We start from the raw sequence: 14799 nt of genomic DNA, 5'->3' as shown, positions 1-14799 counted from the left end.
TCATAATCTCCGGGAATCTAAGCGGATTTATGAGCCTTTTCATCCTTCTCCTTCCTTTGGAACGTCGTTTTGTTATCTCTAGCTTACGCTTGTTTTAAATTTGGATAAATAGTTTAAAGTTCGAATATGTGTGAAAAGGTTATCAATTACCTAAACATTTTTAAGCGGTAAGCGCTTTACTTCGGGCCGGCTTTCCATAATAATAAGAGTACGCAAGAGTGTACAAAAGTCAGATTAAAGGGGACAAGCGGATGATTGCTTTCGAGCTGATCGTAGATACGCCGGTCGATTTGGAGATCACAGGCAAATTTATCGCCCCCTCCTCCGATTGGATTCACTTAAGCAGAATTTTGCAGGATTACGAGCTTATTGTCATGACCGAGGGGGTATTGTACCTGGCGGGAGACCAGCAGCATTTTGTTGTCTCCAAGGGAGAGTATCTGCTTCTGCCCCCCTCTACCAAACAGTACGGTTATAAGGCTTCGGAATGCAGCTTTTACTGGCTTCACTTCAAGTCCCCGGACGGGATCAGCATTACCGACATCTCCACCCATCCCCGAAACAGGGAGGACAACAAACTGCTGCTTCCCCAGTACGGAACCTTGAAAAGTCTCGAGAAAATCATTGTCATGATGAAGCAGCTTCAGGATTCGGTCCGGGGCTACAATCAAAAGACACTCAATAATTATATGTCCACGGTCATTTTGTGCGAGCTGTACAACCAGGTCTTTCACAGTGAACATAATCCCGCCAAAAAAAACAAGCAGGAACAGCTGTACAATGACATCGTGGACTATATCAAGTGGAGCAGAAGCGAGCATATCAAGGTATCGCAGATCGCCACCTACTTCGGTTATAACGAAAAGTATTTATCCCATCTCTTCACCCGGATTTCGGGCATCTCCCTGAAGCAGTATATTTTGCAGCAAAAGATGGAGCTGGCCAAATTCCTCCTGTCGGACACCAACCAGAATGTAAGTGAGGTCTCACAGCAGCTTGGCTACAAAGACTGCCATAACTTCATGAAGTCCTTCAAGAAGATCGTAGGCTTAACGCCCACGGATTTCCGGAATGCCTACGCCAAACGGCTGCTTTTTTATGAGTGAATACACCAACAGCAAAGAGTCCAGGCCCCCACTGTTATACGGGATTCCTGGACTCTTTGTTGGTTTGCAGTTGCTCAGTTCAGAACCTTACTTGCTGCTGTCCTTCACGGGCAGGCCGAAGTTAGGTGTACCGTCTTCGTTCCAATGCAGCACCTGTGCACGGGTATGACGGTTCGGGTCATAAAGCGGATCGCCGGTAATTTCTTTATAATTGCGGGCATGGTAGATCAGCACATCTTCACCTTGTTCATTCACAGTGAAGCTGTTGTGTCCCGGACCGTATTGTCCGTTCTCTTCACTGGTCTTGAACACAGGCTCGGGATGTTTAGTCCAAGATGCAGCATCCAGCAGATCGCTGTCTTCATCGGCATACAGCAGGCCCATGCAGTAATTGTAATCGGTAGCACTGGCCGAGAAGCTCATGAATATGCGGCCGTTGCGTCTCAGTACCGCTGCGCCTTCATTTACACTGAAGCCAATTTTCTCCCAGGAATACTCAGGTGTCGCAATCATGGTCTGGGGGCCGGTCAAGGTCCAGGGGTTGCTCATTTCGGAAATGTACAGGTTGGAGTTCCCTGGAATTTCAGGGTCCTTCTGCGCCCATACATAATACAGCACTCCCTTGTGCTGGAACGTAGTCGCGTCCAGGGCAAAGGACTCCCAGGCTGTTTTCACCTGGCCTTTCTCTACCCATGTACCTTCGAGCGGATTGGCAGATTCGTTCTCCAGGGCAAACATACGGTGATCGAACAAGCCCTCGTTCGTTTCGGTTGTGCGGGCAGCGGCGAAATAAATGTACCATTTCCCGTCAATATAATGAATTTCAGGTGCCCATATATTCGCGCTTAGCGGTCCCGTCTCATATTTCCGCCAGGCTACAACCGGTACGGCTTCAGTAAGTCCTTCAATGGTCTCTGACCGGCGCACCTCGATCCGGTCATATTCCGGCACGGATGCGGTGAAGTAATAATAGCCATCAGCATGTTTATACACCCATGGATCAGCGCGCTGTTCCACAAGCGGATTGCTGTATTCTCTATTTGTGTTCATAATGGTTTCTCCTTTGATCTGATCAGTAAATATAAAGAATGAATTCGCTGCTTCTCTACTCCAAAGTAAGCACAACTACAGACGCAGGCGGAAGGACACAGTTCAGCACTCCATCCTCCAAAGCTGCAGCTTCATAGACAGACGGCGCTACCTTGTCTGGCGTCTGGAACGTGTTATGTGCACCAAGCTCCGTATGCGTCAGAATTTGCCCGGTTACCCGGGTTGGCGCTGCGCCACCGATACCAAAGCTGAGAGTTGCACCGTCCTCATGGCTCAAGTTGCAGATCGACACATAGATTTTGCCTTCCCCGTCACGTGAAGCAGATACGCTAAGCTGTGAAATAGCAACCCCGCCGCAGGTGTATTGCGGACTCTCAAAGGCAACCTCGAGCAATTCATTATCCTGATGCACCTTATACATCTCAAACACATGATACGTAGGGGTTAGCAGTAATTTATCGCCTTCGGTCAGGACCAGCGCCTGCAGGACATTTACCATCTGCGCTATATTGGCCATCTGCACCCGGCTGCTGTGATTCTGAAAAATATTAAGATGGATGCCTGCTACCAGCGCATCTCTCAAAGTGTTCTGCTGGTACAGGAACCCTGGGTTCGTTCCGGGCTCGCTCAGGAACCAGGTCCCCCACTCATCTATGATTAATCCTACCCGCTTCTCCGGGTCATACTGATCCATAATGGCCGAATGTCGGGTAATGAGCTCATCCATATGAAGTGACTTCTGCATCGTTTCGAACCATTCAGCTTCGTCGAACCCGAGCGCCTGGCGTTTCTCTTCCCAACTGCCGGGAATGGTATAGGAATGCAGGCTGAGGCCATCCATGAAACGGCCGGCTTCCCGCATTAATACTTCCGTCCAGTTGTAGTCGTCCACATTCGCTCCACCGGCAATTTTGTACAGCCGGTTATCCCCGTAATTTCTGGAATAGGTCTGATAGCGCCGGTACAGGTCCGCATAGTATTCGGGACGCATATTGCCGCCGCAGCCCCAATTCTCATTGCCGACACCGAAGTATTTAAGCTTCCAGGGCTGTTCTCTTCCGTTCTCCCTGCGCCAGTCCGCCATTGGCGATTCGCCGTCAAAGGTCATATACTCGACCCATTCCGACATTTCCTGAACCGTACCGCTGCCTACGTTGCCGCAAATGTACGGTTCGCATTCCAGCAGCTCACACAGGCGGAAAAATTCATGGGTGCCGAAATGATTATTCTCCACTACACCGCCCCAGTGCGTATTGACCATCCGCTTGCGGCCTTCCCTCGGTCCAATTCCGTCTTTCCAGTGATATTCATCGGCAAAACAGCCACCCGGCCAGCGCAGCACCGGAATGTCCAGTTTCTTCAGCGCTTCAATGACGTCATTGCGGATGCCGTCTGTATTGGGAATCGGCGAATCCTCGCCTACCCACAGACCTTCGTAAATGCATCTGCCCAAATGTTCTGCGAAATGCCCATATATATTTTTGTTGATTTTGCTTTTGGGCAGGTCAGCGTGAATCACAAGCTTTGCAGTCATAGTTTCTCTCTCCTTGGCTAATGTTTTTTTATTTAGCCCTTTATCCCTGAATTCAAATTAATCGATTGTACAAAGTATTTCTGCGCGAACACGAACAGCAGCAGCGTAGGAATAATAGCGAGAATCGCCGAACCCATGAGCTGTCCGATCATCCGGTAATTTCCATAAATATCTTGCAGCAACAACAACCCGGCAGTAACCGGCATTTTGTCAACATCCGTGAATACGATTACCGGCCACAGGAAGTCATTCCAGGATCCGGTGAACGAGAACAGGGCACACACGATCAATACCGGCTTGATCAGCGGCACGATAATCGACATGTAAATTCTGTAATGGCTCGCACCATCGACATGGGCCGATTCGTCGAGTTCCTTCGGAATGCCGTTCATAAACTGTCTGACCAAAAAGATATTCCCCATACCCGCGAGTCCGGGGATTACCATTGCCCAGGAGGTATTAACCCAGCCCAGAGCATCAATAATTTTGTAGGAAGGAATCAGATTCACGACACCCGGGAAGAACGAAATACCGAGCAGGGTGAAAAAGAGCGTGTCTCTGCCTTTAAATTTCATCCGCGAATAGCCGTAACCGGTAATGGAGATTACCACAACCACCAAAAGAGTATGCATTGTGGCAATAAGCAGTGAGTTCATCAGCCAGCGCAAGATTGGTGCGGTAGAGGTGTTTTCCAAAATCGCAATATAGTTGTCAAAAATCCACTCTTTCGGGAACATTCTGAACCCGGAGCTGACCACCTCGGTTTGCGACCGGAAGGAGGTTGTGATTCCGAAGATGACAGGAACGATCCAAATAATGCAGAGAATAATTAAGAAGAGATAGGAAAGATATTTAGAGATACTGATGCCGGAGCCTTTTCTTTTCCCTGCGTTTTGTCCATTAAGAAGCGGACTATTATCCATTTGTTGTGCCGCTTGGTTTGACATACGGGTACACCTGCCTTTTCAATTTCCATTGCTGGTCCATTGTCTTATCGAGTGTTAAGCTGCATTCCGGTTCATCACATAATATTGCAGAGCCGAGATGACCAGGATTATAAGTCCCAGCAACACCGCCATCGCCGATGCCATTCCCGCAATGGATTCCCCGTTGCCGAACGCCAGTTGACGAATATACATCATGAGTACATGCGTGCTCTGCCGTGGTCCGCCGTCGGTCATCATGAGCGGCTGCCCGAATACGTTAAAGGCTCCGGCAGTAGTCATGACAAAGGTATAGATGAGCGGAAAACGAATGGAAGGCAAAGTAATACTCGTGAATCTGCGGACGGGTCCTGCCCCGTCTATTTCCGCCGATTCATACAGATCCTGTGCCACACCGCTTATGGAGGCACGGTAAATAATCATATTGCCCCCGACGCCGCCCCAGACTGTAATGATAATAATGATAATCCACGCATATGGCTGATTTGCCGGCCAGGATACGTCTGAGCCAAACACATTCCCCGCCATTCCGAGCTGCTTGTTAAAGAGCAGCAGCCAAATCAGCGCGCCTGCAGATATGGAAATAAGGCCCGGAATGTAGATGATGGACTGGATCAGGCTTTTCCCTTTGACTTTCTTATGTTCCAGTGCAACGGCAACAAGCAGCGGAATCACAATCAACAGCGGAACACTGAGCAGCACAAAAATCAATGTGTTCTTAAGCCCGTTGTTGAATTGGGTATGAAAGGTGGAACTGTTGTCAAACAAAATGGTCTTGTAGTTGTCTAAACCTACCCAGACCGGATCATTCATCAGATTCCATTTGGTAAAGGAAGCGTAAATCCCGTAGATCGTGGGCAGTAAAATAAATACAGCAAATAAGATGACATGTGGACCTACAAAGAAAACAGGCGCCAAATTAAGTTTCTTTTTCATAGGCATTCTTTTCTCCTTTGGCATAAAGCAATGTGCCGTAATCCGGCACATTGCTTCATGCAATCATTTCCGCTTCCTTTTACTACTTCGCTGCTCCGCTTGTGCCCTCAGCGATTTTATCTTCTACAAATTTCTGCATTGTCTGAAGAGTTTCATCAATATCTACATTGCCGCGGACGATATCTCCGCAATACGTATCCACTGCTTCTGCAATATATGGGTAGTATTCATAAGTGTAGATGTAGAGGGATTCAATCTCTTTCTCATTCGAAGTAAAGAAGGACTGCATGTAATCCTTATACTCAGGGCTCTCAATAACTTTTTTACTTGCTACGGTCTGTCCCGCTTTGGCCCATTCAATGGAATTCTGACGGATGAACTCCAGGAAATTTCCGATTCCGGCTACCTTTTCTTCAGATCTGTCTTTATTCTTGAACATGGAGAACAAGTGCGAAGAGGATCTGTTCGTGAACTTGTCAGCCGTGTTGGAATATACGTTGGTTACTCCGAAATTGAGGCCTTCAACTCCGGCATGCGCTGTGGAGCTCCATGTGCCGTCTGTGGAGAACAATACATTGCCCGATTGGAACATCAGGTATCCGTCTTCACCAAACGGTGTCATCAGACCGGCATCGTTGATCTTTTTAACATTTTCAAAAGCTTGTTTCATCACCGGTGTGTTTACCGCAGGTTTTCCATTCTCCTGGATATCTCCGCCAAGGTTCTGAACTTGCCCGAGGATAACCCAGCCCAGCAGGGCATCGTTGACAACAAAGTCGCCTTCAGCCAATTTCCCTTTCAGCGACAGCATTTCATCTATCGTCACCACATTGTCGTCGAGGAAGGATTCCGCGCCATATTTCTTAAGCAAATCTTTATTGTAGTACATAACATTACTGTGAATATCGAGAGGCACTGTATATTGAGTTCCATCTATTGTACCTGTTGACCACGCTTGCGGCAGGTAATTGTCTTGTTTAATTTCAGGCTGAGCTGTTGTTACTGCAGTCATTGGCTCCAGTGTTCCTTGCTTCACATAACCCGGTACACGGTCAGCGTGGATAATGGCCAAGTCAGGCACGCCTTTGCCGGAGTTCAGAACCGTCGAAATTTTGGTATACATATCCGCGGTAATTACATGCTTCACCTTTATCTCTGGATTGGTAGCATTGTAATCTTTAACAAGCTGGTCCATATAGGCACCGTCATCACCGGTCAGCGGCGTCCAGAAGGTTATTGTCTTTGAATCATCCTTCCCGCAGCCTGCCAATACCGTCGATAATGATAGAACAAGTGCTAATGCCGAAAAACCCCACTTTTTCTTCAACACTTTCTCCTCCTAATAATTAAATTAGTAAATCATCTACAAAAATGTTTTTGCAAACAATGAACTCAGCATGTTGCCTGCCAGGGAACCCAAAATCAGTTCACCTTGCCTAAACGAATCACATTCCATGAGGCCTTGGACAGCAGAGTCTCTACAAAACCGTCCTTGCATTCGGTTCCGGTTGCTTGTCTTGGTTTCACATGTTCTTCCTTGGCTGTATTAACCGCTTTCAGATCCTCGTGATGGAGCTCAATATGCTCGATTAACCGGTAGCCCTCAAACCCGCGCACATCGCATTTTAAATGCAGTGCTTCTTCCAAATGCCGGTTAATGGCGAAGATCGTTAGCTCATCGGCTTCCTCATTATACACAAGGGCACTGTCGAGATAAGGAACATCGGTATAATCCTGAGCGTCATATTTCGGCGAATTGACAATCGGCTGAAGCGAAACGCCTCGTCCATATTTGGAGGTATGCAGGTATGGATAGAAGATTGTCTGCTTCCAGGCTGCTCCACCCGCTTCTGTCATAATGGGGGCAATTACGTTTACAAGCTGTGCCAGACAAGCCATCTTCACACGGTCCGCATGTCTGAGGAAGGTAATGAGCATACTGCCGATCAGCAGGGCATCTTCAAAATTATAATGATCCTCAAGCTGAGGCGGACCTACTGTCCAAGGCTCAATCTTCGTATCCGACTCATTGGAGTGGTACCAGACATTCCATTCGTCAAAACTGAGATACATCGTTTTCTTGCTGCGCTTCTTGGCTTTGATGTAATCGCAGGTGGCCGTTACGGTGCGGATGAAATGCTCCAGGTCCATGCTGCGTGCCAGGAAATTGGCAGAATCGTTGTCCCGGTTTCCATAATATTGATGAAGGGAAACATAGTCGGCGACATCATAAGTATGTTCCAGAGTTACCGCTTCCCATTCAGGGAAAGTCGGCATCGCTGAGCTTGAACTTCCACAGGAAACCAGCTCAATGTCCGGATCTACCAGGCGCATCGCCTTGCCCGTTTCATAAGCCAGTCTGCCATATTCGGCAGCTGTCTTCTGGCCGATCTGCCAGGGTCCATCCATTTCATTGCCGAGGCACCAGGTTCTGATCTTATGCGGCTGCTCCACACCATGATTGCGGCGCAAATCACTCCAGTAAGTTCCGCCGGGATGATTGCAGTACTCCAGCAAGTTACGTGCGGCATCAATACCTCTTGTACCCAAATTGACAGCCATCATCACCTCTGAGCCTACTTCCTTGGCCCAGCTCATGAATTCATTCGTCCCTACCTCATTAGGTTCGATAGTTCTCCAGGCCAGCTCCAGCCGCTTCGGACGCTGTTCTACCGGACCTACGCCATCTTCCCAATTGTATCCGGATACAAAATTCCCTCCGGGATAACGGATAATCGGCACACCCAGTTCCTGGACCAGTGATTTCACATCACCTCTGAAGCCAAGAGAATTGGAGCTGGGATGACCAGGCTCATAAATTCCGCCATATACTGCACGGCCCAAATGTTCAATAAAGGAGCCGTAAATCCGTTTATCCACTTCAGCGATAACAAAGGACTTATCGGCGATAAGCGTCGCTCTTAGTGTGTCTGCCGACAATCTCATCACTTCCATTTCACATTTTTATTAACTAATTAAAAAACATTTGAATGTATTCGCTTACAGATATAAAATAACATATATAAGCCTTCATGTAAATATAAAAGTATAAACCTTTTTATATGTATTCAAAACAAAATGAATTTAAGGCTGTTTTCAGAAAATAATAGCTCTTTTTCATCTTATTTCACGACAGTACCTTTATAGTTATATGAATCAAAGGACTTATTATCTTAAAAAATGACTTAAATTTAATTGTATTACACAAATAAAGGAAGAAGTCTTTCCTTTTTACCTCAATTAGTTTATAATTTTATAAAATAGTCTTTCATGACGTCCGCGGAGGAAGGTATTGTACAATGATTTATATTAAAGATTTAATGAGTGGCATTGATATTTTCAAAGCACTGAGCTCCGAGATTCGAATCCAAATCCTTGAGCTGCTTGCCACCAATCAGGCACTCAACCTGAATGAAATTGCCAAGAAGCTGAATCTCAGCAATGGCGCCATCACGATGCATATCAAGAAGCTGGAAGAGAGCGGCCTGATCGAAATTAATACTTCTGTAGGCAAACATGGCATTCAGAAAGTATGTTACCTTAATAAAGATAAGCTGATGGTTGATCTCCGCAGTAAGGATGTCGACAACCTTTATGAAGTTGAGATTCAGGTTGGCCATTACAGCAACTATCAGGCTGTTCCTACCTGCGGGCTGGCCACCAAGGACAGCATTATCGGTGACTTCGACGAGCCTCGCTATTTCGCAGATCCCCAGCGGATTGATTCGGAGATTATCTGGATGGCTGAAGGATTCCTGGAATACCGCATTCCGAACTATCTTAAGGCCAATCAGACCTTCCGTGAAATTCAATTCTCCATGGAAATTGGCTCAGAGGCTCCCGGCTTCAGCGATAACTATCCTTCAGACCTCTACTTTTATGTAAACGGCATCGAAATCGGTTACTGGACCAGCCCCGGAGACTTCGGGGATCAACGCGGTACCTTTAATCCAGACTGGTGGCCACCTCACCTGAATCAATACGGGATGCTCAAACTGATCCGGATCAACAATGAAGGAAGCTTTATCGACGGCTGCCGCATTTCGGACATTACCCTTGATGATATTAAGCTGGACTACAAAAGCGAGCTGACCTTCCGCATTGCCGTTACCGACAAGCCGGTCAACAAACGCGGACTGACCATTTACGGCAAGCATTTCGGCAATTACAGCCAGGATCTGATGGCCCGCGTGCTTTATAATGTACATGAGGTTGAAGAAGTTGGCAGCTGTGTTTCGATGACAATAAGCGAGTAATCACACAAGGACCATCCCAGGCGGCTAGCCCAGAAGATGGTCTTTTTTCATGTCTATGTGAAGCATTTCCTGCCTGTATAATTGTCGTCGGCTTAACCCACACTAACCGATGTCTCCCATACCACCGAGAAGGAGTGTTTTATATGCGTGAAGGTCTGATCCCTGCCGTTCTTGGTACCGTAGTTTCCGCTTCCGGCGCAGCTTTTCTGGGAAGCAAATACAAGCTGGCCGCAACCGGCGTGCTTGGCTTTGGTCTGGCGCATATTGTCTTAGGCGCAATCGATTTGTTTGAGCACCGGTAAAAGGTTGGAAGATGCCGGCCCTTGCCCATGTACGGGCCGGTTCCTTATCGGAACAATCGGATTATACGCAAAAAGGCCCTCACCCTCCGGGCAAGGACCCACATAAGCATATGGTTTATTTCACTGCTACATAAAACAGCCGCTGGGCACTGTCATCCGCCTCTACCCATTCGAAGTCGGCATAGGTCTTCACATCACTGAACCCGGCTTTCAGCAGTTCCGCTGTCATCCACTCCGGATCATAAGCCCGCTGAACATGAGTCTCCTCAAAACGGCGGTACAGATCACCCCGTTCCTCTTCACGAACAAAGATAGACAGATGATGCTCAATTTCCCGCCGCGGCACATCCAGCTCACTGGTCCAAATATACGATATGGAGGGCTCATTCATGAAAAAGGGCTGCTCTTCCTCGTAACGGATCAATGTATTGGGATGATGCACGTCAAACAGAAAGGTTCCTCCCGGCTTAAGACCGGCAAAGGTACTGGCGAAAACTGCCTGAACGTCCTGCTCTTCCAGCACATAGTTAAGGCAATCACAGAAAGAAATAACGGAATCCACCGGTTCCGGCAGCTCCCATTCCTTCATATTCTGCCTTACCCAGCGCACACTGCCCTCCCGCAAGAACCTGCGGCCCTGCGGATGCTCCTCCAGCTTCTTCTGCGCCACAGACAGCATGTCGGAAGAGAGATCAATGCCCGTCATATGATACCCTGATGCGGCAAGCGGAATGGTAATGCTGCCGGTTCCGCAGCCGAGTTCGGCCACGGTGAGCGGCTTTCCGTGCAGCTTCCAGGCGGTTTCCGCAAACTCCAGCCAATCCGGATATGGCATATCGGCCATAAGCTCGTCGTATACATATGCAAATTTCCCATAGGAAGACACTGCGCACACCGCTTTCTATAAATGCCTGTAATCAAATACTGTCATAACCGCTTAATTCTCCGTTGTTCCTTCGTCACCCTGATTCTCATCCGGAGCTGTGTCTTCCTTGCCTGCAAGGTAGGTCCAATTCTCCTTCTGGGTAATGAGGCCCTCCTTCATCAGCTTGCCCATCGCCCGTTTGAAGGCCGACTTGCTGATGCCGAAGCGCTGCTTGATAATATCCGGAGGCGTGGCATCCGAATACGGCATGGCACCGCCCGGTCGGGAATTCAGAAATTCCAGCAAGGCAGCGGAATCCACATCACGTCCCACTTCCTTGCGGTGGGTCATGGAAAGGTTGACCCGGCCATCCTCGCGGATATGTGAGACCCGGGCTTCAAACTGCTCGCCCAGACGCAGCAGACGGCTGCGTTCCGAGGAATGAACCATTCCGATAATGCCGAAGCCCAGCACTCCGCCGTCCACAAGCACGAAGGTGCCCATTTGCAGTGGCTTGTACGCTCTTGCGGTCACCATTTGCCCCATCCATGAGGTTGGCGCAGGAAGCGCCAGCGGAGCAAGCTCCTGTTCACCGGCCAGCTTGGCGCGGAGACGCCCCTGCTTATCGTGCTCCATCATGACAAATACTTTGTCACCAACCTGCGGGCGCAGCTCGATCAGTTCAGGAAGCTCGCGGATCGGCAGCAGGAGCTGGCGTCCAAGTCCCATTTCCAGAAAGCAGCCGAGACGGGGATGAATATCCGCGACTTCCAGCAATGCCATTTCACCAAGTGTGAGAAAAGGCTTTTTCATTGTTGCCGCGAGCCGGTCTTCCGTATCGAAGAAGATAAATACTTCCACTTTATCGCCCGGCTTGGGCTTGCTGCCAACAAGCTCCGTATAATGCAGCATAACATCCTGATCACCGGCACCCAGGAAGTAGCCGTAAGGCGATACTTCCCGGAGTACATCCAGTTTAACTACAGTTCCGGCAATCAGACTCATACGTTCTCCACAATCTTGGCGTCAGACCACAGGCGCTCAATGTTGTAATATTCGCGTTCATCGCGGTGGAACACATGCACAACGACATCGCCAAGATCCATCAGCACCCAGCGCGCCGCATCCATGCCTTCGATTCCGCGAATCATACCGCCTGCTTCATGAACAACCTTGCGTACTTCGGTGGCAATCGCTTGCACCTGGGTATCGGAATTACCGTGACAGATCACGAAATAATCACTGATTGGGGAAACATTGCGCAGATCCAGCGCGACAACATTCATCGCTTTTTTATCTTCCACAGCTTTTAAAGTCAGTTCCAGCAGCTTGCTTGATTGTACACTCATTATTTATCCTCCAGTATTCTTACTAAATCATTACGCGCCAGCACCGTTAACGGAAACACAATCCGGCGTTTCTGCAGCAGCAGGCTGATCGTCGAATCAAATCCGGCTATCAGCCCTTCCTCCAGACTTACTTTGGAAAGCCTGCGGATTTCGTCCACACCGGGAAAATCCCGTCCGGGCTCGATATAATCAGCCAGGCAGACAATCTTCTCCAGCAGGCTCATGCCTTCACGGCCCGAAGTATGATAACGTATGGCTCCCAGCACTTCTGCATCTGTAATTTCATAATCCCGTTCCGCTACAAATGCCCCCACTTCCGCATGCCACAGCTGCTTATCGTAGGATAACAGCTCGGAGGGCAGACCATTCTGCTCAATAATTTCCTTCATTCTCTCCACAGGCCAATATTTGGCCACATCATGCAGAATCGCCGCTGTCTCCGCACGGGCAGGATCGGCACCATAACGCTCAGCCAGCTTCACTGATGACTCCATTACGCCAAGGGTATGCTGCCAGCGCTTATCAGGCATCTGCGAAGAGACCGCTTCAATCAGCGCTTCCCGGCTGTAGGCCATACAATCCACTCCTTTGCACATAATCGAAAACCTTGTCCGGTACCATATAGCGGATTGATTTTCCTTCAGCGGAGCGCGCCCGGAGCATCGTGGACGAAATATCCACCAGCGGCATGTCCGCCAGCAGCACCTTGTCGGCGATATAGCCGGGCAGCGCTGCCAGATCCAGCGGTGTGCCCGGACGGCCCACACCGATAAAGGTCAGACGCTGCACGAGTTCTTCAATCCCCTGCCATTTCGGCAAATATTGCACCATATCCGCACCAATGATGAAATAAAACTCATGGTCCGGGTATTCCTGCTGCAGGCCGCGCACGGTCTCCAATGTATAGGAAACGCCGCCTCTGAGGACTTCCCAATCCAGCGTGCGGAAAGACTCATTGTCCTCGACCGCACACTGCACCATTGCCAGCCGGTCTGTACCCGAAGCTCCGGCTTCATGCTTGTGGGGCGGGATATGCGAAGGCATAAACCAGACCTCTTCCAGCAAATAGGTATCCCTCGCAGCTTCCGCCGCCATCATATGTCCTATGTGAAGAGGATCAAAGGTTCCTCCCATTATTCCAATTTTCAAGAGAGGCCTACCTCCTCTTATCTTCCTGCGTAATGACTCCATGTGACTGCAAGGCAGCCGCAAGGCGCAGCTTTCCTAGCGTGGAAGCTCAATCGTTTTGTTGTCTCGTGACTCTTTGTAAAGAACGATGGTTTTGCCGATAACCTGCACCAGCTCGGAACCGGACTGCTCAGCCAGAGCTGCACCGATTTCCTTCGGGTCATCCGCATTATTGTTAAGCACGCTGATCTTCATCAGCTCGCGTTTTTCAATAGCTTCTTCAATGTGACGGACCAGGTGGTCGTTCACACCGCCTTTGCCGACCTGAAAGACAGCGTCAAGATGATGAGCCAAAGAGCGGAGATAGCGTTTTTGTTTTCCAGTTAACATAAATGAACAAACCCCTTAATTAACATATATTATTACCCTAAACTTGCGGATCCATTTCACTGGCACTGCCGCCGAGGCAGTCGATAATCGTCTGCCGCATAATATCCACGGGTGCAGCCTGCCCTGTCCAATACTCCAGCGCATAGGCGCCCTGATATACGAACATTCCCAGCCCCCCGTGAATTGTGCAGCCCCGCTTCAAGCCCTCGAGCAACAGCCGGGTGCGCAGCGGATTGTAGATAAGATCGCTTACGACCATTCCTTCACGCAGCAGTCCGGGATCCATCGGCAGGTCATCCGGATGGGGAAACATTCCGACAGATGTGGTATTGATTACAATATCCGCATCCTTAGCCGCTTTAGCGATTTCATCCATGCCCACTCCGGCAACCTTGCCCCTGCTCTGGAATAGTGCCGCCAGTTCCCCGGCCTTTCCAGCAGTACGGTTAGCAATCTTAACCGAATATGGCTTCTCGGCCAGCAAAGCGCTGACAATTCCTCTCGCCGCGCCCCCGGCACCGATTACCAGAATACGGGTTCCGGACAGATCAGGGACCGCTTCCGCCTTCAGCGAACGGACATAACCGATGCCGTCCGTATTGAATCCGGTGAGTACCCCGTTGTCATTGACAATCGTATTCACTGCACCGACAGCAACCGCACTTTCATCCAGCTTGTCCAGATACTCCATCACCGCAACCTTATGCGGTATGGTTACGTTGACTCCGCGAAAGCCGAGGGTCTTGATGGCCTGCACCGCATCGCCAAGCTGATCTCCGGTAATATGCAGCGGGACATATGCCCCTTGTATACCCAGCGCTTTCAGCGCAGCCCCGTGCATGATCGGGGATTTGGACTGGGCAATCGGATCACCCATTACCCCCAGCAGCAGATCCGTATTTCTGTCATTTCCGTTTTCACTTGTCACAGGCATTGCCC

Annotated in this window: 16 protein-coding genes; 3 read left to right on the top strand and 13 right to left on the bottom strand. The window is 49.2% G+C overall.

The genetic code is table 11. The features are described from left to right. The first annotated feature begins 218 nt into the window (after positions 1-218). Positions 219-1106: an AraC family transcriptional regulator gene (locus MHI45_RS27620; protein WP_341119746.1), complete on the top strand. Its 888-nt coding sequence runs from the start codon at positions 219-221 to the stop codon at positions 1104-1106. A gap of 87 nt (positions 1107-1193) precedes the next feature. Here MHI45_RS27620 and MHI45_RS27615 read toward each other — a convergent pair whose 3' ends face one another. The 6 genes from MHI45_RS27615 to arfA all read right to left on the bottom strand — a co-directional run bounded on the left by MHI45_RS27615 (position 1194) and on the right by arfA (position 8510). After that, a complete protein-coding gene (locus MHI45_RS27615) occupies positions 1194-2156 on the bottom strand; it encodes a glycoside hydrolase family 43 protein (protein WP_076110527.1) in 963 nt (320 codons plus the stop codon). A gap of 55 nt (positions 2157-2211) precedes the next feature. Further along, positions 2212-3690, bottom strand: coding sequence for an alpha-N-arabinofuranosidase (locus MHI45_RS27610; protein ID WP_341119745.1), 1479 nt, complete (start codon positions 3688-3690; stop codon positions 2212-2214). 32 nt (positions 3691-3722) lie between these two features. Further along, positions 3723-4613: a carbohydrate ABC transporter permease gene (locus MHI45_RS27605; protein ID WP_144024305.1), complete on the bottom strand. Its 891-nt coding sequence runs from the start codon at positions 4611-4613 to the stop codon at positions 3723-3725. 78 nt (positions 4614-4691) lie between these two features. Next, a complete protein-coding gene (locus MHI45_RS27600; protein WP_038587920.1) occupies positions 4692-5570 on the bottom strand; it encodes a carbohydrate ABC transporter permease in 879 nt (292 codons plus the stop codon). A gap of 82 nt (positions 5571-5652) precedes the next feature. After that, positions 5653-6900, bottom strand: a complete 1248-nt coding sequence (locus MHI45_RS27595) for an extracellular solute-binding protein (protein WP_076110525.1) — start codon at positions 6898-6900, stop codon at positions 5653-5655. A gap of 92 nt (positions 6901-6992) precedes the next feature. Then, on the bottom strand, positions 6993-8510 hold the full coding sequence (gene arfA / locus MHI45_RS27590; protein ID WP_445667513.1) for an arabinosylfuranosidase ArfA: 1518 nt from the start codon (positions 8508-8510) through the stop codon (positions 6993-6995). Between the two features lie 359 nt (positions 8511-8869). Here arfA and MHI45_RS27585 point away from each other — a divergent pair, with 359 nt between their 5' ends. Both MHI45_RS27585 and MHI45_RS27580 read left to right on the top strand, forming a co-directional pair. Further along, positions 8870-9826 (top strand): ArsR/SmtB family transcription factor, encoded by a 957-nt coding sequence (locus tag MHI45_RS27585; RefSeq protein ID WP_076110523.1) that lies wholly within the window; start codon positions 8870-8872, stop codon positions 9824-9826. Positions 9827-9969: 143 nt separating this feature from the next. Continuing rightward, positions 9970-10128, top strand: a complete 159-nt coding sequence (locus tag MHI45_RS27580; RefSeq protein WP_038587909.1) for a hypothetical protein — start codon at positions 9970-9972, stop codon at positions 10126-10128. Positions 10129-10243: 115 nt separating this feature from the next. On the opposite strand, the gene MHI45_RS27575 is transcribed toward MHI45_RS27580, so the two are convergent. The 7 genes from MHI45_RS27575 to aroE all read right to left on the bottom strand — a co-directional run bounded on the left by MHI45_RS27575 (position 10244) and on the right by aroE (position 14788). Further along, entirely contained in the window at positions 10244-11014 is a 771-nt protein-coding gene (locus tag MHI45_RS27575; RefSeq protein ID WP_038587906.1) for a class I SAM-dependent DNA methyltransferase, read from the bottom strand. 51 nt (positions 11015-11065) lie between these two features. Then, complete coding sequence (locus MHI45_RS27570) at positions 11066-11998, bottom strand: CvfB family protein (RefSeq protein ID WP_076110521.1); 933 nt, start codon at positions 11996-11998, stop codon at positions 11066-11068. After that, the gene (gene rsfS / locus MHI45_RS27565) at positions 11995-12342 is read right to left on the bottom strand and encodes a ribosome silencing factor (protein WP_038587902.1); all 348 of its coding nucleotides are present in this window, start codon (positions 12340-12342) and stop codon (positions 11995-11997) included. Before rsfS ends, MHI45_RS27570 begins: the two co-directional genes overlap by 4 nt. Beyond that, a complete protein-coding gene (gene yqeK / locus MHI45_RS27560; protein ID WP_076110520.1) occupies positions 12342-12917 on the bottom strand; it encodes a bis(5'-nucleosyl)-tetraphosphatase (symmetrical) YqeK in 576 nt (191 codons plus the stop codon). The genes rsfS and yqeK overlap by 1 nt, the downstream gene beginning before the upstream one ends. Continuing rightward, complete coding sequence (locus MHI45_RS27555; RefSeq protein WP_076110519.1) at positions 12889-13491, bottom strand: nicotinate-nucleotide adenylyltransferase; 603 nt, start codon at positions 13489-13491, stop codon at positions 12889-12891. The genes yqeK and MHI45_RS27555 overlap by 29 nt, the downstream gene beginning before the upstream one ends. A gap of 75 nt (positions 13492-13566) precedes the next feature. Beyond that, positions 13567-13860, bottom strand: a complete 294-nt coding sequence (yhbY, locus tag MHI45_RS27550) for a ribosome assembly RNA-binding protein YhbY (protein ID WP_038587894.1) — start codon at positions 13858-13860, stop codon at positions 13567-13569. A 37-nt stretch (positions 13861-13897) separates the two neighbouring features. Then, complete coding sequence (aroE, locus tag MHI45_RS27545; protein ID WP_341119744.1) at positions 13898-14788, bottom strand: shikimate dehydrogenase; 891 nt, start codon at positions 14786-14788, stop codon at positions 13898-13900. Positions 14789-14799 lie beyond the last annotated feature (11 nt).

Origin of the sequence: Paenibacillus sp. FSL H3-0321, assembly GCF_038002865.1 — a bacterium.
Classification (GTDB): domain Bacteria; phylum Bacillota; class Bacilli; order Paenibacillales; family Paenibacillaceae; genus Paenibacillus_AQ.
This window is presented reverse-complemented; position numbering and strand designations above follow the sequence as displayed.

Bases quoted from the DNA above. Each gene is read 5' to 3' on its own strand.
- MHI45_RS27615 (WP_076110527.1), bottom strand. From the start codon at position 2,156: ATGAACACAAATAGAGAATACAGCAATCCGCTTGTGGAACAGCGCGCT.
- MHI45_RS27610 (WP_341119745.1), bottom strand. From the start codon at position 3,690: ATGACTGCAAAGCTTGTGATTCACGCTGACCTGCCCAAAAGCAAAATC.
- MHI45_RS27605 (WP_144024305.1), bottom strand. From the start codon at position 4,613: ATGGATAATAGTCCGCTTCTTAATGGACAAAACGCAGGGAAAAGAAAA.
- MHI45_RS27600 (WP_038587920.1), bottom strand. From the start codon at position 5,570: ATGAAAAAGAAACTTAATTTGGCGCCTGTTTTCTTTGTAGGTCCACAT.
- MHI45_RS27585 (WP_076110523.1), top strand. From the start codon at position 8,870: ATGATTTATATTAAAGATTTAATGAGTGGCATTGATATTTTCAAAGCA.
- MHI45_RS27580 (WP_038587909.1), top strand. From the start codon at position 9,970: ATGCGTGAAGGTCTGATCCCTGCCGTTCTTGGTACCGTAGTTTCCGCT.
- MHI45_RS27570 (WP_076110521.1), bottom strand. From the start codon at position 11,998: ATGAGTCTGATTGCCGGAACTGTAGTTAAACTGGATGTACTCCGGGAA.
- rsfS (WP_038587902.1), bottom strand. From the start codon at position 12,342: ATGAGTGTACAATCAAGCAAGCTGCTGGAACTGACTTTAAAAGCTGTG.
- yqeK (WP_076110520.1), bottom strand. From the start codon at position 12,917: ATGGCCTACAGCCGGGAAGCGCTGATTGAAGCGGTCTCTTCGCAGATG.
- yhbY (WP_038587894.1), bottom strand. From the start codon at position 13,860: ATGTTAACTGGAAAACAAAAACGCTATCTCCGCTCTTTGGCTCATCAT.